Genomic DNA, 18,401 nt, shown 5'->3' on the forward strand with positions numbered 1-18,401 from the left:
CAGTCTGTTTTGAAATCATTTTTATACATTAAAAAGGAAATAAACATGAAACCTCTCGCAACCATGGCCCTTATCGTGGCTTTATCTACATCCGCTTTCGCCTTTGCACAATCCAGTAATATGAAGGGTATGGACATGAAAGGTACGGACATGAAGACGATGCCGATGGATAAAATGTCTACCGATTCCAGCGCCAAAGCAACGACACATAAAGCCACCGGTACAGTGAAGGCAATTGATCTGACCAAGGGCACGCTAACGCTTGCACACGGACCGGTCAAAAGTTTGAATTGGCCAGCAATGACAATGACCTTCGCGGTCAAGAACAAGATGTTTTTCGATAAACTTGCGGTGTATAAAAAAGTGACGATCGATTTCACAAAACAGGATGCGAGTTATGTCGTCATAGCTGTGAATTAATGTCATTGATCATCGAAAGGTTGGGCGCATCGCACCGTTTAATGCGCCCGGCCTTTACTGATCCTGAAGGCGGCCAGACCGTCCGGGTGATGTAAATAAATACATTAGAACTTCATCTTTTCCGCAATCGGTCTAAAATATGTCTATGAGCTCACCCTGCATTGAAGTTTGTAAATTTGACGGGAAATCCGGTTTCTGCATGGCCTGCCTGCGTACGCGCGTCGAGTGCAAGGAGTGGAAAAAAATGAAAGATAACCGACGTCATCAAATAATCAATGACCGGCAAAGACGCGCAACAAAACTGCCCGGCGGCGTCCTGCCATCCTCCTTTTCGACGATTATTTGATAGGTTCGCTACCCATTCTTTTACCGAAGTTGCCTCGAGATAAGTTTTAAACATTGGAATCATTATGCATAAAGGCATTATTTACGCATTGCTAGCAGCGGCTCTATTTGGTGCCAGCACGCCATTTGCCAAATTGCTCGTCGATCAAACGGCACCGGTGATGGTGGCGGGACTACTTTATCTGGGAAGTGGCGTCGGCCTGCTGGCATGGTATGTAATACGCACCATGGCGACTCAGGGCCAGACAAAACGGACTGACGGCCTTACTGGCCACGATCTCCCTTGGCTGGCTGGCGCCATCCTGTTCGGCGGGGTCGCCGGGCCCGTGTTATTGCTGGTTGGCCTGCTGCATACCCCGGCTTCGTCGGCCTCGTTATTGCTCAATATGGAAGGCGTATTAACCGCCTTGTTGGCGTGGTTTGTTTTTCGTGAGAATTTCGACCGGCGTATCTTTCTTGGCATGCTTTTCATCGTAGCGGCAGGCATTTTACTCTCAGGCCAACAAGGCAGGGCGTCAGGCACAATATGGGGATCGCTGGCCATCATTGCCGCGTGTTTGTGTTGGGCTATCGATAACAATCTCACACGAAAAGTCTCCGGCAGTGATGCCGTACAAGTGGCCGGAATCAAAGGTCTGGTGGCCGGTCTGGTGAACCTGTTGATCGCGCTGGCAATGGGGTATTCCTTGCCTGAAGGGCGCACGATATTGAGCGCCGGGATTGTGGGGTTTTGCGGATACGGTCTCAGTCTGGTGATGTTTGTCCTCGCACTGAGACATCTTGGCTCCGCCCGTACCGGTGCCTATTTTTCCGCCGCGCCGTTCGTTGGCGCGATCATGTCATTGCTGATTCTGGGGGAAATCCCCGGCCCGGTATTTTGGATAAGCGCAGGATTGATGGGGATTGGAATCTGGTTGCATGTGGCTGAAAGGCATGCACACGAGCATACGCATTTACCAATGCCACACAAGCATTCGCATCTGCATGTTCATGACAGTCATCATCAACACGCGCATGATTTTCCATGGGATGGCGAAGAGCCACACAACCACGCACACCAACAGGAGACGCTAGTGCACACGCATGCCCATTTTCCCGATATTCATCATCGACATGTGCATCAGCGGCATTAATTCAACTTCCTTTGAAAATGAAGTAATTTCAACGTGTTCGGCGCGTTTCGATGCGCAATTTTTAATTGATAAAGGCAATAGCGTCCGTCAGGTTCCGGAAGCTGATCGGAATGCGCTACTTGTCGCTCGGTGGCGTTATCTGAATATGCAAATCCCTGTTACGGATGGAATCACCTGCGGGATCTTTACGCCCAATGACGCTATATAAAACTGGCATCACCAGCAATACCAGCGGCAACTGCACGATCAAACCTGAAATGATCGCAATCGCTAAAGGTTGTTGCATCTCAGATCCCTTGCCTAATGCAAACGCCAGCGGTAACAAGGTCAAAATCGCCGTGATCGTGGTCATAGTAATGGGGCGCATACGGTTTTTTCCTGCTTGTATCAAGGCGCTACGCCAATCCAGTGGTGCCGCCGAATTGGTTAGCTCCTGCTGCTCGGAAAAATAAAATATTGCTACCTCTGTCACAATGCCGATAATCATCGTCATACCCATCATCGCGGAGATATTCAAATCAATTCCCGTCAACGACAAGCCGACAAACACAGCAGAAACCGATGCCAGTGAAGTGAACAGAATCACTCCGGCAAGCCGGAAGCTCTCATACATGAATAACAGTAACAAAAACACCAACACCGAAGCCGCTGCAAATACTGTCATTAATCCTTGAAATGCAATCCGTTGCTGTTCGTATAAGCCACCTAATTCAAAATAAGAACCCTGTGGAAACAGGCCGGGTTTTGCCAGCGCAATTTTTACATCGGCGATCACCGATCCCAGATCTCGCCCACTAATGCGCCCGGTTACGGCGATCATAGGCTTCAGGTTTTCCCGGCTGATTTCTGCCTGCCCGGTCAGGGGGGTGATTGTAGCAATCTTTTGTAGCGGGACCAGATGTCCATCTGGCGCACGCACTGTCAACAAGCTTAAATCCTTGTCGTTATTGCGCATATCTTGTGGCAACCAAACGCGCACACCGACTGCCTTTACGCCAGATAACATCTGGGTCGCGACATTCCCGCCAAGACTATCGGATATCATCTTGGAGACAGCCGCCGGATCAAGGCCTTCTTGCATCGCCTTGGCCGGATCGACGTGTACCTGTAGAGCGTCGCCGGATGGATTAATGCCATTCTTGACATCCACCAGACCTTTAATTTTACTGATACGGGTGGCGACGCTTTTAGCAATGCTGCCTAAATTTTTGGGGTCGGCAGAAAATAGCTTGATTTCAACCGGTTGTGGTACCGCAGTCAGATCGCCTATCAGGTCTTCCATTAACTGCGCCATTTCCACATGCAATCCTGGTACTTCATGTTCCACGCGGTTACGCACCTGATCCATTACCAAATCCACTGGCTGCCTTGTGCCACTTTTTAGTTTGACAAAAAAATCGCCATGATTCGGCTCGCCCAAGCCACCGCCTAAACCGGTTCCTGTGCGACGCGAATAGGTCAGCACATTGGGGTTGGCCCGTACGATCGTTTCGACCTGACGGACCAATCGGTCTGTTTCCGTGACGGCAGTCCCCGGCTCACTATAATAGTCGAGCACAAAGCCGCCTTCATCCATCGCTGGCATAAAGCCAGAGCCCACATGCTGGTAGCCGAGCACGCCCACACCAATTAATGGCACCAGAAGGACCAGTATCAGCGCTGGCCGGTTTAGCAACCGCATCATCAAGCGTTCATATTTTTTGTGCAGCCACAAAGTAATTCGACCGTCATGATCCTGATTAATATCTTTCTCGGTCAGAAAATGCGCCGCCAATATGGGAACCGCTAACCAGGTAATCAGAAAAGAGATGAATAATCCCGCAGCCATTGTCAGAGACAAGGCTTTAAAAAAAGCACCGGTAACGCCACTTAAAAATGCCAACGGTATGAAAATCACCAGCGTCGATGCGCTCGAACCTAATAGCGGTCGGAAAAATTCCAGCGCCGCCTCCATAACGGTCGTTTCAATACTGTTAGCGTGGGCGACTTTGGCATGTAAGCGTCGCACAATATGCTCGATCATGACAATCGCATCATCAATGATCAGGCCGACCGCTGCCGCCATGCCACCTAGCGTCATGATATTAAAGCTCATGTCCAATAGCCATAACAGTACGACCGTGGTGGCTAAAACTGCGGGCACAACAATAATGGCGATGAGCGTAATCTTGACGCTACGCAGAAAAATAAACAGTACCAGTGCTGCCAGCGCGATCCCAATCAGGATCGCATCCCGTACGCTCGAAGCAGATGCTGTGACCAGTTCACTTTGGTCATACCAGTTGGCGATGTGAACCCCAGCTGGCAATGTGTATTGGGCTAACTTGCTCTTGATATCATTGGCAATTTGCACGCTGTTGCTGCCGGGTTGCTGATAAACAGACAGTAACACTGCGTCCTTGCCGTCAGCAGTGACGCGTATCCATTGGGGTACAACTGTGTGACGAACCTCCGCAACATCGGCCACCGTAACCACGCCGTTACTACCGCTTGACACGATCGTCTGGCTTATTTGCTGCAGGTTGCGCAGTCTGGAGTCAGCCATCACCAAATATAACTTATAGTGATCTTCTAGCCGACCGACGACATTGATGACATTATTCGCTGCTAACGCATGCGACACGTCGTCCTGCGACAAACTGCGCGCCAGCAATTTTTGCGGATCGATATTCACCTGATATTCTTCCAGCGCTCCGCCTGTGGTTTGGACCTGAGCCACACCGTTCACACCTGTAAGCAGAGGGCGCAACTGATATTCGGCCAGGTCTCGCAACTGCGTTGGGGTAAGCGTTTTGGATGTCAGACTATACGCAATGATCGGAAAAACGGTCGGATCCATGCGCCGCGTCTGCATGACAGTGCCTGCGGGCAATTGGGACATGATTTGTGCTGTGGCGGCATTGACCTGCAAGGTCGCCGACGCCATGTCTAACCCCCAATCAAAATTGATCGACACTTCGGCCGTCCCGCGCGCGGTAGTGGAGCGAACGTTGCGAACACCGGGCACACGGCGCACTGCTTCCTCTACTGGACGTGTCACCAACATCTCCATTTGTTCGGGTGGCTGATCACCCGCATCAAGTGAGATCACTACGCGGGGAAAATCCACAGTCGGAAACAATGAAATTGGTAGCTTGAATGCAGCCAGCATTCCGCCTAAAGCCAAAATGGCCAGTAAAAACAAGATCGAGCGGCGGTGATTTTGCGTCCATAGGCCGATCATGGTTTTGATTCCCGCACCAGCATCGCATCTTTCAATTCATAGTTCCCGAGAACCACCAACGGTGCGGTTGGGTCAAGCTTACCGCTTACGCCCAATGTTGCACCGTTGTCGATCAAACTGTGGACGTTAATGCGCACCGCTTTGTGCTGTTTGACCTGGAACAGGTAACTGCCCTGAGCGTCGCTGAGCACTGCCTGACGCGGCACCTCATAGGCCTGCTGCTGTCCCGTTGCGATCTCGGCACGGACCCGCATCCCCGGAATAAAGCGCTTGGCAGCGGCATCGCTTAACGTCACCACGACGTTAATTAATTGGGTTTTAGGATCCAGCAGATTTTGCACTTCGCTAACGCTGGCCTGTGTGGTTTGCGCAGGATTCGATAGCGTTGCCAGCGTAACGGAGCTTCCTTTTTTGATCGTTGCGCGATTAGATGGATCGATACCCAGCAATACTTTTAGGCTGTCGGTTCCGCCAAATTGCATAATCGGTGCACCTGCCGCGATGCGGTCACCTTGGCCGGCGCTCAGCACCAACACCACGCCACTGGTGGGTGCCAGCAGTGTGTCGCTCGCATTACCACCGCCGAGCTTGCGTTGCGCCGTCAGGCTGGCTTGCGCATCCTGCGCATTTTTTTGCGCAGTATCCACTTGTGATTGGGTTGCCATTTGTAAGCTCAGTAATTCTTTGGTACGCTTCAGTTCAGCTTGTGCCAATGTGTTGGCGCTCTGGGCTTGCTGGTAACCTAAAACCGCCGTAGGATCACTGCGCAATAGCGCTAACGGACTGCCTTTGTTGACACTTTGTCCCTGCACCACCAGCAATTGGGTGATCTGGACCGGATAAGCGCTACTGATGGCAACTGTTCGTTCCGGTGATACGTCACCGAAAGCCGTCAATGTACTGGTCACCATCCCTTGTTTGAGTGGCTGGGTCACCACCTGCGCGGAAACCGGCTCTTCGGCATCGACCGCGGTGGGTGTTGGACGGACGCTATAGACAAAGTATGTCACTCCAACCAACAATAAGAGCGCGCTGGCGCTAGAAATGGTGATCATTTTTTTATTCATCATTTACGACTTTCCTAGGGATTCGGGTGGCAACTGAGTGGGTAATTCGCCTCCAATCAGCGTTTGCAGCGCGACACGCTGCTCCAGCATGGCTTGCTCCAACGTGACTTGCTCTGTTTGTTTGGCCAACCACGCGGTATCGATATTGGAAAGCACGAGCGCATCGACGTTACTCTCTCTCAATGCCCCCTGAATTTTTTGTCGTTGCGTTGTCAGTTGTTGCAGACTGCTGTTTATCTGAAGCATTTGCTGCTGGTTGATGTCCTGTTCCGTCAAAATCCTATCGATATCGCTGTGCGCCACATTGATGCGCTGCTGATAGTCGTCGTGCAGTTTCTGTCGGGTGGTTTGTTCAACAGCGATATTGCCTTGGTTATGATTAAAAATTGGGATGGATAACGAAATATTGAATCCTTGCGAGGTCACATTGCTGTTGTCACGTGCGCGCGTCAAGCCGATTACAAGCGACGGAAACTGCGCGATGATTGCAGCCCGATAGCGTTGATCCTGCGCCTTATAACCGTATTCCAGCGCCATTAAATCGGGGCGACGTTGACTCAAATGGGGCAAAGTGGCAACTATCTGTGCCCGGTCGAGGGGCGGCAATTGTGCGGAGCCGTGTAACGGTACCGGTACCCCCGGTGCCAATCCTAATAATGCATTCAAGTCGTGTCTGGCCTGGTTCTGCTGGCGTTGCCCGTCATTAATTTGACGCTGTACCTCTTGCAGTGAGGTCAATGCGACGGTTGCCGTGTCGACAGTGATCAGGCCACGCTGCAGTGCTGCCTGATTGCGTTGGGAACGTTGCGCAAATTCATCGCGTTGCTCCTGTAATATGCGCATCAATTTTTCACCCTGCGTGAGCTTGATAAATAGCATGCGCGCTTGTGCGATCACCTGCCATTCCTGCCATAACAAGCTCAAGTCTGTTTTGTCAGATTCCGCGTTGGCGGCTTTACGCAATGCTGAATGGGTTAATAACGCACCAAAATCGTAACTTGGCCCGATACCGAAAGCGGGGGTGGAACCCGGTACAGGACTGCTTACGAAAGCATCCGACAACGCTAGTTGCGGGTTAGGTAATAGCGATGCCGAGAACGCCTGCGCGTGTGCAATATGCGCATCATTGCGAGCCGACTTCAGATCTGGATTGTTGAGTACCGCTAATATTGCGATGTCAGTCATATCCAGCCCATCTGGTGCCGGCGCAAAAGAATGCGCGCCCAGTTCAGGCAAGGATAATTGCCTGGCGTCAATCGTTAGCGCAGGGATGTGGGTGAGCAAATTGGATTGATCGTTTAATGGCAACGCTTGATAACTGGCACAACCTCCCAAACTTAGCAAAATTAACACGCTGATTACGGCTGAATGGAAATTTAAGCTGTGTGTTTTCAATAGTGGACGCATCATCATGTTAAGTTTTCGCCTTCCTCGACTTATCAGATAGTGAGTTTAACGAAGCTTAATTAGCTAAAAATTAGGAGTTTTCTGATTGGCGAAGTCCCGAACCGCTTGTGCGGTTTGAGAAATTTCACGCAAAAGCCGATTGCATGGAGCTTGTTGCCATTCCAGGTTGTTCAAGGCATTATCCAAAGAAGAAGATGCTTTCACCGCTGTATCGTTAGCCGTTGAGCTTTCCACAGCATTGCTTCCTGCCAAGCCACGCAGCGAAACGCGTTTTAGCGTGCAAAAACACCATTGGAGATCAGATGAATACCTTACAAACACTATTAGGGATTGCGCTACCCATCATTCAAGCTCCGATGGCAGGGGTGCAGGATCACAAGCTTACGCTGGCCGTCTCCAATGCAGGCGGACTAGGCTCGCTCCCGTGCGCCATGTTAAGCCTTGAGACGTTGCGCAAGGAACTGGCCGAGATCCGTGCACATACCACGAAGCCATACAACGTCAACTTCTTTTGCCATCAGCCCACCACGCCAATTGCTGCGCGAGAAGCGACGTGGCGAGCGACACTTGCTCGGTATTACCAAGAACTTGGGCTTGATCAGGATGCCATTTCGGCAGGCCCCGGACGCTCACCCTTCAGTGCTGAAATCGCCGATGTGTTATCCGAATTCAAGCCTGCAGTAGTGAGCTTTCATTTTGGTTTGCCTTCCCCCGATTTGTTGGCACGCGTGCGTTCATGGGATTCTAAAATACTTTGTTCGGCGACCACAGTGGAAGAAGCGCTTTGGCTTGAGGCGCATGGCGTCGATGCCATCATTGCGCAGGGTCTTGAAGCAGGTGGTCATCGCGGCAATTTCTTGTCGGACGATCTCAGTACGCACAGTGGGACGTTCGCACTATTGCCGCAAATTGTGCGCGCTGTGACACTTCCCGTCATCGCAGCCGGTGGCATTGTTGACGCAAGCGGCATCTCCGCTGCGATGGCGCTTGGGGCCGCCGGCGTTCAGATCGGAACAGCGTATATGCTCTGTCCCGAAGCCACGACCAGCACGCTGCATCGGGCCGCTCTCAAAAGCGAGGCCGCGCGCCACACCGCGCTCACCAATCTCTTCACCGGCCGACCTGCACGAGGGATCGTCAACCGCATTATGCGGGAACAGGGCCCGATCAGCGGTGCACCGCCCGCGTTTCCACTGGCGACCGCGGCAATCGCGCCATTACGCGTAATGGCCGAGAGTCAGGGCAGCAGTGATTTCTCACCATTGTGGTCGGGACAGAATGCCAGCGGCTGCAAAGAAATATCCGCAGCTGATCTCACAAGGGAGTTTGCAGCAGGCCTCTGAGGTTGGTTGCAGTCGCGATTACAGCGATCACCGGGAGCAATAGGGGGCATTGCGTTTATTTATCGTATTCGAACGAGCGATGCAAGTCCCACACGCCACCGGCTCTTTCGACTCTTTAAATATTCGCCAATAAACCTGCCGTGCATAACGTAAGCCGTTGGTTTAAAAAAGATTTCTATCAAAAAAAAGCTAACGTAGGATTCGCCAGGTGATTCGCCAAATGACATTGTTATAACTGGGGAAGATCTGACAACCTCTCGATGTCTCCGATTTGAGCGCGTAATCAGACTTAGCGGCAGGCTTCAACCGAGTGTTATCAATTTCGGAAATACGCAGCGGCCATCATGACCGCTGCGGTTCCGCCGTGACAGGATAGATTAATCCGGTGCCATACTGGTGCGCCGGCTCAATCCGTCAATGCGTCAATGTGACCTTCAGCAACGCCCGCCAATAACTGAGATGACATATAAGCCAGACGCATCAAGCGCTCGGTGGCATTGATAGCCAACGTTGGCATCGTATCGGTATTTCTATCCGAGTTGCTCAGATGTGCGAGGTCAATGCAGGTTTTAACGCCCTGGCAGATGTCTACTGTCATGGCGTAAAACTGCGCGTGCCGATCATTTTGATGGGCGGCGGGCAACCACGAGAACGGCTGATGCAATGCTTCCGTTATCGGCGCGGAGGAGGGTGATGGCGTGGTCATTTTCGGCTTGATCATGATTGTCCCATGGCGTGGGTTTGTCTGATCAGACGTTGGATGATTTGTTCGTGACAGAGGACAGGCGTGTCGATGTTAAACATGTTGTGACTTCCGTAGGTAGCGGTTAAGCCGTTCCCCGATCTCAAACGGGGTGGGCGGCAAATGACAGAGTTGAGATACCAGCACCTACAGCAACCGGCAGGCCGAAGCCTCACCATCATTACCGCCCAAGGAGCATGTAACAAGGGTAGACACACGTAAAAAAACGGCATTGCGCCGTTTGTGCGCTATAGGTACGGCGGGATCTCAAACCCGTTCCCCATTTTTTTTGGGGACGGTCAAACGATAACGGAGATTGGTCGTGAACGCAAATCTTTTAATCGATGGTCCGAGTTCTCAATTTCAGTGGCTCAGCTTCCCGTTCTCAAGCGGGGTAGGGAGCAAAGGCAGGTTGAGAAACCGGCACCCACAGCCACCGGCAGCCCGAAGGCTCTTACGATTGCCGTCCGTTGAAGGCGCAACAAAGGAAAACGCACGTAAAAAAACGGCTTTGCGCCGTCTGTGTTTGGTGGGTCGTCAGGTTCTCAAGCCCGTTCCCCATTTTTTTTTGAGGGTCGGACAAACGATAGCGGAGACTGGTCTTGAACGCAAATTCTTTGATCGAAGTGCCGTGGGCGGATTGGTGGTTAATTTGGAAGAGCGATGTTTGCCTGCCATAGGCAGAATAAAAGAAACGGGCGAAAAGGGAAGGCGAATAGCAGAATTTTATTATTGCAGAATCAGAAATAACGCATTGTGTTGCACGCTATTTTTGTTAAGCGGCGAAACAATTACAATATGGTTATGTTGAGTTGAAGGCCTGTGTCAGGTACCACATCAGGTACCGAGGTGTCATTCATATCTGAGAGAGCAATTATGAACATTAAGAATATTTCCGTCGGACTCGTGTTGGCTGCAGCTGCTGGTGTTGCATTTGCAGGGACCCCGTATCCCGTCGAGGGCACGTTCGCGCCAGTTGATAACGGTGTTCACGTGGTGGCTGAAACGCAAGCTGGTTTTGATAGCAGCGGTGACGCCTATCCCGTTGACGTCGTATCAAAATCCTCGCTGACCCGGCAGCAGGTGCAAGCTGAATACAGAGCGGCGAATCGCCCGCCCTTAAAAAATCCCAGCTATGCCGAACTGGTCTTTTTACGCTAACTTTGTGGGCATTGTTGGACCACCTTTCATGTGCTGACGATTTCCCGTCAGCACATGTGTATCGGCCGTTAGCCTTGCTTAGAAGGTATGGCGAATTCCCGACATGACACCGGCTTGATTAAGTCCAGTACCCACCGTGCCGCCAGCGTCCAATGCGACGGCTGCGGAACCGGAATTTTGGATGTAGCCAAGCGATGTATATAGCGCGGTACGCTTCGACAGGTTATAAGTGAGGCGCGCCACGGATAAGGTCGAGACCTTGGCAGTGTCCTTGATTTTCAAACGTGAAACCTGTGCGTCCAGTATCCAGTAATTAGCGAATGGATAGCTGACACCAAGGTAATACAGATCAGAATGGGTCGCTGTGGCGGCCTGTATCTTCCGATCGATCAAGCCTCCACCGATTTTGGTCTGGCCGAAAATCACATACCCATTCAATGAAATACGTTGATCGTGGTAACTGCTGTTGGTCAATCCTGCGGCGGCTCCGGGACCACCGTATAGAATATCGTAGGCGCTAGCCACACCGAACGAGGCAGCGTCATAGGCCAGCAATCCGGTCACCTGGCGACAGGCTTTGGAATCCCCTGCAATTTCGCCAGCACAACCGGTTGCGGCAGGGCCACCAGCAGACGAGTTGTCGCGTCCAAAGCTGTAGGTTGCACCGACTGTGAACTGCGCGAACGTGCCGAGATAGCCAATCGCGTTATCGCTACGCGCATTGGGTAGATAAGAATCAAGACTGCTGATTGAAAAAATATTGGGTCCCATCACGTCAGACTTGAGCGAGGCGAGATACGTCATATTCACTTGTCGTCCAAACATGATCGCACCATACGAATTTTTCAAACCGACATACGACTGACGCCCAAACAAGCGATTGCCTTGCCCCATGCTACCGGTATCTGGTGCGAAGCCATTCTCAAGCACAAACATTGCCTGCAGACCGCCACCCAGATCCTCAGTGCCTTTGAATCCAATTCGCGATGGAAATGTGCCAGTCAACGACGGTATTCTCACCACTGAATTTCCGGCCGCGTTGGCATTGGTGACATATTCAACACCGGTATCGATGATGCCGTACATCGTGACCTGCGATTGTGCCAGCGCCGCAGATGTTCCAGACATGGCTGCTATCGCCACGATTGCGGCCATTGCCGCCTTTGTAACCGTTGCGTTGTCTATTAATTTGTTCATGTTCTGTCCCGTTTATTTTTGAAAAAAGTTTTTATTTACTATTTCTTGCAATAACAAATACCGCGTAGTTAGTGCTGGTGATCGCTTGAAGCGCCGGTTATCAGCGGCGCTCGCACCGCACGCTTGTTAATTCATACGAAATCACGTCAACGATTACGAACCCGATGACGCCGCCGGTGCTGAACCTAAAGCGTGCGATGGGTGAGTAGAAGGTGTGGTACTGCGCTCTTGCGGATGGGCTGATGCCGAGCGTTTGTGATTGATGAGTAATACCGCGATCATGGCAATCACTGCCGGCACGGCAATCGCCATAAAGTTCATTTCCAATGGCAATGCCAGTCCCACGAGCGTTCCAATGACGATTGGTGCGAGAATGGCACCGCTGCGGCCGACGCCAGAAGCCCAGCCGATTCCGGTGGAACGTATTGCCATTGGGTAGAACTGACCGGCATACGCATAGGTCACAATTTGCGTACCAATTGTTGATGCGCCAGCCAGACCAACTAAAATGAACAATACCTCTGTAGGAACTTTGTAGCCCAACAGCGTGATGGATACGGCAGCGAGTGCATACATTCCCACCAGCACGTATTTAATGTGAAAGCGATCAGCCAGCCAGCCGCCACCGACGGCACCAATGACAGCACCGAAGTTGAGAACCAGCACGAAGGTCAGGGCGGAGCCTAAGCTGTAACCCGCACTGGCCATCAGTTTAGTGAGCCAGGAACTCAGCGCATAGACCATGAAAAGGCACATGAAAAACGCAAGCCAGAACATCAGGGTGCTAAAGCCACGGCCGTCGAGGAAAAGCTTACCGATCTGTGCGCCTTCGGACCTGTCCGCTGCAGGTAACGCAAAGCGGTCGTTTGCATCGGGCCGATAGTTTGGTTCTACGCGCGCAACGATCGCTTTGAGTTCCTCAATGCGATTTTCCTTGATTAGGTAGGGCATTGATTCCGGCAACCATTTCAGGATAAATGGGATGAGGATAATTGGAAAACCGGCCGCCAAAAATACCGACGACCAGCCGTAAGTTTCGATCAGACCTTTGCCCAGCAATGCTGCTAGCATGCCTCCGACGGCGTAGCCACTGAACATCAGTGTCACCATGGTGGAGCGGATACGCTTTGGCGCATATTCAGTCATCTGCGCGACCACATTCGGCATCACACCACCAATTCCCAAGCCGGCGAGGAAGCGCATGGCACTGAATGTATAAGGGTCGTGGGTGAAACCAGCGGCAGCGGTGAAAATACTGAACAAGCCGATGCAAATGGCGATGGCTTTGCGGCGGCCAATTTTGTCAGCGATGGTGCCAAGAAATATGGCACCGAACATCATGCCAAACAAGGCCGCGCTCACCATAAAACCAGCATTTTGAGCAGTAACGCCCATATCCTTCATGATGGAAGGAACCGCGATTCCCGCTACCGCGAGGTCGTAACCATCAAAGATGATGATAAGTGCACACCATAGTAATACCAGTCCGTGAAACCTATTGAACCGTGCTTCATCGGCTAGCTTATGAACATCAATTTGTCGCATAACTATATCTCCCTTTTATGAACATCGTTGATTGCGTCGTCGATGGTTTTTGTTAGTTTTTTTGTCGGTTTTTTGAGCCATTCGGCATCGGGCAAATGCCGTCTGTGCAATGGTATTCAGAGAATATATAGCTGTTATAACCGCGTCCAACACCGATTAAGTATCTGTTTAATACTTGGTAGGTATAGAGTTCCTGCATGTAACTAAAATCGCCCTATGTTTCACCTATGTCATCCCAGAGTGTGCACACACGTCTTTTCCCCATTGCAATATCGAGGCCTGTCTCGCTGACACTCTCTAAGGTCCGGCCATCAATCTGCCGCACGATAATGTTCAAATAGTCCGTGTCGCAGTTTGCGACAGTAGACGCAAGCTGCGACAGCGAAACCGCGCTGACGGTAGCAAGAATTGTTGCTCACAATCAAATCACCATAAATATCAATGACTTAATCGGCCTTGCTGAACGAGAGCCGGGGTGGCATAGCTTTTGCTCTTCCTCTGCAACAAATCGTGCGCTCTAGATGCACGCCAATCAAAATTACATAACGGAGACAGTATGGAAAAAAGTCAGCGGAGGTCCGCCGACCTGGAGAACGGCGACCGTATTAATCTGCTTGAACAGGCGATGATGCAGGGCCGGATCGACCGGCGTAGCTTTATGAAATTTGCAGCGGCGTTAGGATTGTCAGCCACCTCGGCCGCAGCGATGGCTCAAAATGCATCGGCCGTTGAATCAAATCAGTCCGCACTCGCCGGTAACTTACAGCGACAATACGATTACATCATCTGCGGAGCCGGATCATCGGGTTGTGTCATAGCAAGCCGCCTTTCGGAAAATCCCGATGTCAAGGTGTTATTGATCGAAGCAGGGAGAGGCGATCAGGTTCCCGCTATTCAAGACCCTGGTATCTGGTTCACCAACCTTGGTACCGAACGCGAATGGGGTGATAAATCGGTACCGCAGCGCAATTTGAACAATCGTCAAATCAGTCTGGCAATGGGAAAGGCCATTGGAGGCGGTAGCAGCATTAATGTCATGGCCTATGCGCGCGGCCACAAAAATGATTTCGACTACTGGGCCGCCGAAGCAGGAGACCCGCGTTGGAATTATGAGCACGTGCTTGGAATATACAAACGCATCGAAGATTGGCAAGGCGCTCCTGACCCTGCCTACCGTGGTACTGGCGGTAACGTATGGGTGCAGCCCGCCAACGCACCCAATCCAATTGCCCCGGCAATGGTAAAAGCCGCTGCATCGGTCGGCATTCCTTCTTTCGACGATCACAATGGCGCGATGATGGAAGGACCCGGTGGCTGCGCCATCGCCAACACCACGATAAAAGACGGCCGTCGCCGTAACATGGCGTCGCAATATCTTCATCCTGTGATGGCGCGTTCCAATCTGACTATATTGACGCAGGCCGAAGTACAAAAGATCACCTTGAATGGCAAACGCGCTACCGGCGTGGAGTTTATCTGGCAAGGAAAAATTTATAAGATCGATGCTGCGAAAGAAGTGGTCTTGTCGACCGGCGCGTTGAATTCTCCGAAGTTGCTCATGCTGTCAGGTATCGGCGATGAAGCATCGCTCAAGCGCGTCGGCATCCGTGCGATTCATCATGTACCCGGCGTTGGACAAAACTTCATGGATCATATTCTGCTTGGAGGCTGCGTCTGGGAGTACAACACAGCGCAGCTGCCCCGCAATAATCTCGCGGAGTGCACATTTTTCTGGAAGAGTGATAGTCGTCTCGATACGCCGGATCTGCAGCCGTTTCAGATTGAAATTCCTTACACCAGCGAAGTGACCGGGAAACAATTTGCGATTCCCCAAGCGGCCTGGTCAATTGCGCCGGGACTTGTACGTCCGGCTAGCCGTGGCCATGTGGAGTTGCAATCGTCCGATCCGCGCGATCACCTGAAAATTCATGCCAACTTTTTGAGCGATCCAGCTGACATGAAAGCGCTGGTGCGGGCTGTCGAACTTTGCCGGGAGATTGGTAATGCGCCGGAATTGCGCGCGTTCGCCAAACGTGAGGTCATGCCAGGCCCGCTCAAAGGAAAGGAGTTGGAAAACTTTATCCGCAATGCTGCGATGACCTATTGGCACGAGACGGGTACCTGCAAAATGGGTCGCGACGCCATGGCCGTAGTCGACCACAAGTTACGCGTGCGAGGAATAGAAGGACTGCGCATAGCTGACGGTTCGATCATGCCACGCGTCACGACCGGCAATACGATGGCACCGTGCATGATCATCGGCGAACGCATGGCAGGAATTCTGAAGCAGGCTTAACACTTATAGCGGCCATCACCGGCCATCACCGGAATAATAAAAGGAATCGCGAAATGAATACATTAAATGTTACCAATAGTTGGGATAGCAAGATTTACTCAGGCGGCTGGATCACCTCTGAAGGAGGAAGCGCTGCGGTAGTCGAGCCAGCCACAGGACAGGTTCTTGCGCATATCGGTATCGGTTCCGCGGAGGATGTGAATCAGGCCGTACAAACTGCGCGTCAGGCACAACTTGGTTGGGCGCACATGCCATTTGACCAGCGCGCGACTATTATGCGGGAGGCTGCCCGTTTGATACGTGAGCGCGCTGTCGAATTCAATGTGTGGAATATCCGTCAGTGTGGTTCCATTTCCGCCAAGGCAGACTGGGAACTGAACGCCACCTGCGAACAAATACTGATGGCAGCGGCACTGCCGATGCAGCCAGACGGCTTATTGTTTCCGTCCTCGATGCCGGGTCGGACCAATCTCAGCCGCCAGGTACCTATCGGTGTGATCGGCGTGATCACTCCGTGGAATTTTCCGCTCTTACTGGCAATGCGATCAGTCGCGCCGGCACTCGCGTTAGGAAACGCCGTCGTTCTGAAACCCGATCAGCAAAGCGCCATTTGCGGCGGTGCGTTAATTGCGCAGGCGTTCGAGGATGCGGGTCTGCCGTCCGGCGTACTGCACGTTATTCCCGGCGGCCCGGAAACCGGCGATGCATTGGTAAAACATCCAGACGTCGGGATGATTTCTTTTACCGGTTCGACCGCTGTGGGCCGTGCGATTGGGCAAACATGCGGTTATCTGCTGAAGAAAGTTGCCCTCGAACTGGGCGGTAATAACGCGATCATCGTTCTGGACGATGCCGACGTGGACGCGGCCAGCTCCAGCGGTGCATGGGGTGCGTTCCTGCATCAGGGACAGATATGCATGCAGACGGGACGCCATCTGGTGCATCATTCGGTCGCCAGTCAGTATGCGGAAAAACTGGCGGCCCGCGCTGAAAAACTTTTTGTCGGCGATCCGAATACCGAACAGGTCCATCTCGGTCCTTTGATTAACCGCAAACAGTGCGACCGCATTCATGCCATCGTGCAAGAGACGTTGCGCGCAGGTGCGCAAGCATTAACCGGTGCCACGCATGAAGGGCTGTTCTATCGTCCGACAGTGCTTACAGGCGTGACACCGGACATGCCGGCATTCCATGAAGAACTATTCGGACCGGTTGCACCAATCACCATTTTCCACAACGATGATGAAGCGGTCGAACTTGTCAATCGCTCCGCATACGGGCTTTGTGCTGCTATTCATACCCGTAACATTTCACGCGGCGTCACGCTATCTCAGCGACTTAACACCGGCATGATCCACATCAACGATCAGACGGTTAACAACGAATTTCATGTGCCGTTTGGTGGCATGGGATCTTCGGGGAATGGAGGGCGCTTCGGCGGTCCGGCCAATGTCCATGAATTCACCCAAAGCCAATGGCTAAGCATCATGGAAAAACCAATCATTTATCCCTTCTGACAACCGACGCGACACCCAAAAATGTATAAATAACACTTAGGAGACAGTAGCCATGAATCAACTGAAAAGTCATAAATCTTTCATTTCGAATACGGTTAAAACCTTCGCCAGCGCTGGCTTTGCCGCGCTCGCCTGCAGCAGTGGTGCGGCCGAAATTTCGACCGACCCTGGCGACTATGTTGCGTTGCCGCCCGGTGTCAATCTCGGTATCGTTTATTACCAGCATACCGAGCATGATGCTTATTACGTTAATAGTAACAAGACCCAGGGATCGTTCAAACTGGTGACCGATATCGGATTGGCGCGCTTTGTGCATTATATGAAGATTGGCGATTACGTTATCGATCCGCAGATCGTTATCCCATTTGGCAAAGTGAATCTGAACACCCCGTTTGGCCCACTCGCGCCGGTCTCCGCGAACGGCGTGGCTGATCCGATCATCGGATCGGCTTTATGGCTCATGAATCGCCCCGAACAACAACAATGGTTCGCGGTTTCCGGCTTTGCCTCGCTACCGTTGGGAAATTACGATCCTGCCAACGGTCCGGTTAATCTAGGGGAGAATCGTTGGAAAGGAATCTTTCAAGCGGCGTATACCACCGCGCTGGGAAAAAGCTTCATGTTAGACGTTGTCGGGGAGTATGCAATATACGGCAACAATAATAATTTTCTCGGCCTGACCAAAAAACAGGATGCCAGCTATGGCGTACAGACGCATCTACGGTATGTCATATCACCGGCAACTTATGTCGGACTGTCCTATTATCGTGACTTCGGCGGGGAAAGTTCACTGAATGGTATTTCACAGAACGATCGCATGAATAATAGCCGCTGGCTGGCTACCCTTGCATCTTTCGTGACACCGACGGTGCAGTTGCAGATTCAGGCTGGCCGGGCGCTGAAAGTTGCTAATGGCGCAGAAGACACCAACCAGGTCAATCTTAGACTGGTAAAAGTGTTTTGATTCGTTAGAAAAAGATGCTCTGTCAGCGATGGGTTAAGCCG

At 51.8% G+C, this 18,401-nt stretch carries 14 protein-coding genes; 8 read left to right on the forward strand and 6 right to left on the reverse strand.

Annotation, left to right across the window (positions count from 1 at the left end; translation table 11 throughout):
- The first annotated feature begins 45 nt into the window (after positions 1-45).
- The 3 genes from JQN73_RS16100 (at position 46) to JQN73_RS16110 (ending at position 1,898) form a co-directional block, all read left to right on the forward strand.
- Positions 46-420: a copper-binding protein gene (locus JQN73_RS16100; protein ID WP_205319850.1), complete on the forward strand. Its 375-nt coding sequence runs from the start codon at positions 46-48 to the stop codon at positions 418-420.
- Positions 421-559: 139 nt separating this feature from the next.
- Positions 560-766: a DUF1289 domain-containing protein gene (locus tag JQN73_RS16105; RefSeq protein WP_205319851.1), complete on the forward strand. Its 207-nt coding sequence runs from the start codon at positions 560-562 to the stop codon at positions 764-766.
- Positions 767-830: 64 nt separating this feature from the next.
- A complete protein-coding gene (locus JQN73_RS16110; RefSeq protein WP_205319852.1) occupies positions 831-1,898 on the forward strand; it encodes a DMT family transporter in 1,068 nt (355 codons plus the stop codon).
- A gap of 115 nt (positions 1,899-2,013) precedes the next feature.
- On the opposite strand, the gene JQN73_RS16115 is transcribed toward JQN73_RS16110, so the two are convergent.
- Genes JQN73_RS16115 through JQN73_RS16125 form a run of 3 tightly spaced genes read right to left on the reverse strand, consistent with a single transcriptional unit; the run spans position 2,014 to position 7,601 of the window.
- A complete protein-coding gene (locus JQN73_RS16115; protein WP_205319853.1) occupies positions 2,014-5,121 on the reverse strand; it encodes an efflux RND transporter permease subunit in 3,108 nt (1,035 codons plus the stop codon).
- Positions 5,118-6,191, reverse strand: a complete 1,074-nt coding sequence (locus JQN73_RS16120; RefSeq protein ID WP_205319854.1) for an efflux RND transporter periplasmic adaptor subunit — start codon at positions 6,189-6,191, stop codon at positions 5,118-5,120. The genes JQN73_RS16115 and JQN73_RS16120 overlap by 4 nt, the downstream gene beginning before the upstream one ends.
- Positions 6,192-7,601 carry a TolC family protein gene (locus JQN73_RS16125; RefSeq protein WP_205319855.1) on the reverse strand — a complete coding sequence of 470 codons (1,410 nt, stop codon included), beginning with the start codon at positions 7,599-7,601 and terminating at the stop codon, positions 6,192-6,194.
- 296 nt (positions 7,602-7,897) lie between these two features.
- Between JQN73_RS16125 and JQN73_RS16130 the strand changes: the two genes are divergently transcribed.
- A complete protein-coding gene (locus JQN73_RS16130; protein WP_205319856.1) occupies positions 7,898-8,938 on the forward strand; it encodes a nitronate monooxygenase family protein in 1,041 nt (346 codons plus the stop codon).
- A 406-nt stretch (positions 8,939-9,344) separates the two neighbouring features.
- On the opposite strand, the gene JQN73_RS16135 is transcribed toward JQN73_RS16130, so the two are convergent.
- Positions 9,345-9,659 (reverse strand): hypothetical protein, encoded by a 315-nt coding sequence (locus tag JQN73_RS16135; RefSeq protein WP_205319857.1) that lies wholly within the window; start codon positions 9,657-9,659, stop codon positions 9,345-9,347.
- An 897-nt stretch (positions 9,660-10,556) separates the two neighbouring features.
- On the opposite strand from JQN73_RS16135, the gene JQN73_RS16140 reads away from it, so the two are divergent.
- Positions 10,557-10,841, forward strand: a complete 285-nt coding sequence (locus tag JQN73_RS16140) for a DUF4148 domain-containing protein (RefSeq protein WP_205319858.1) — start codon at positions 10,557-10,559, stop codon at positions 10,839-10,841.
- Between the two features lie 78 nt (positions 10,842-10,919).
- Here JQN73_RS16140 and JQN73_RS16145 read toward each other — a convergent pair whose 3' ends face one another.
- A complete protein-coding gene (locus JQN73_RS16145; protein WP_370551249.1) occupies positions 10,920-12,038 on the reverse strand; it encodes a porin in 1,119 nt (372 codons plus the stop codon).
- Between the two features lie 153 nt (positions 12,039-12,191).
- Complete coding sequence (locus JQN73_RS16150; protein WP_205319859.1) at positions 12,192-13,583, reverse strand: MFS transporter; 1,392 nt, start codon at positions 13,581-13,583, stop codon at positions 12,192-12,194.
- 556 nt (positions 13,584-14,139) lie between these two features.
- On the opposite strand from JQN73_RS16150, the gene JQN73_RS16155 reads away from it, so the two are divergent.
- From JQN73_RS16155 to JQN73_RS16165, 3 genes are read left to right on the forward strand one after another with little or no spacing between them, the layout of a single operon-like run.
- On the forward strand, positions 14,140-15,879 hold the full coding sequence (locus JQN73_RS16155; RefSeq protein ID WP_205319860.1) for a GMC family oxidoreductase: 1,740 nt from the start codon (positions 14,140-14,142) through the stop codon (positions 15,877-15,879).
- 53 nt (positions 15,880-15,932) lie between these two features.
- Positions 15,933-17,396: a benzaldehyde dehydrogenase gene (locus JQN73_RS16160; protein WP_205319861.1), complete on the forward strand. Its 1,464-nt coding sequence runs from the start codon at positions 15,933-15,935 to the stop codon at positions 17,394-17,396.
- Positions 17,397-17,448: 52 nt separating this feature from the next.
- Positions 17,449-18,360 (forward strand): transporter, encoded by a 912-nt coding sequence (locus tag JQN73_RS16165; RefSeq protein WP_205319862.1) that lies wholly within the window; start codon positions 17,449-17,451, stop codon positions 18,358-18,360.
- Positions 18,361-18,401: the final 41 nt, after the last annotated feature.

It is taken from the genome of Glaciimonas sp. PAMC28666 (assembly GCF_016917355.1).
Taxonomy (GTDB): domain Bacteria; phylum Pseudomonadota; class Gammaproteobacteria; order Burkholderiales; family Burkholderiaceae_D; genus Glaciimonas.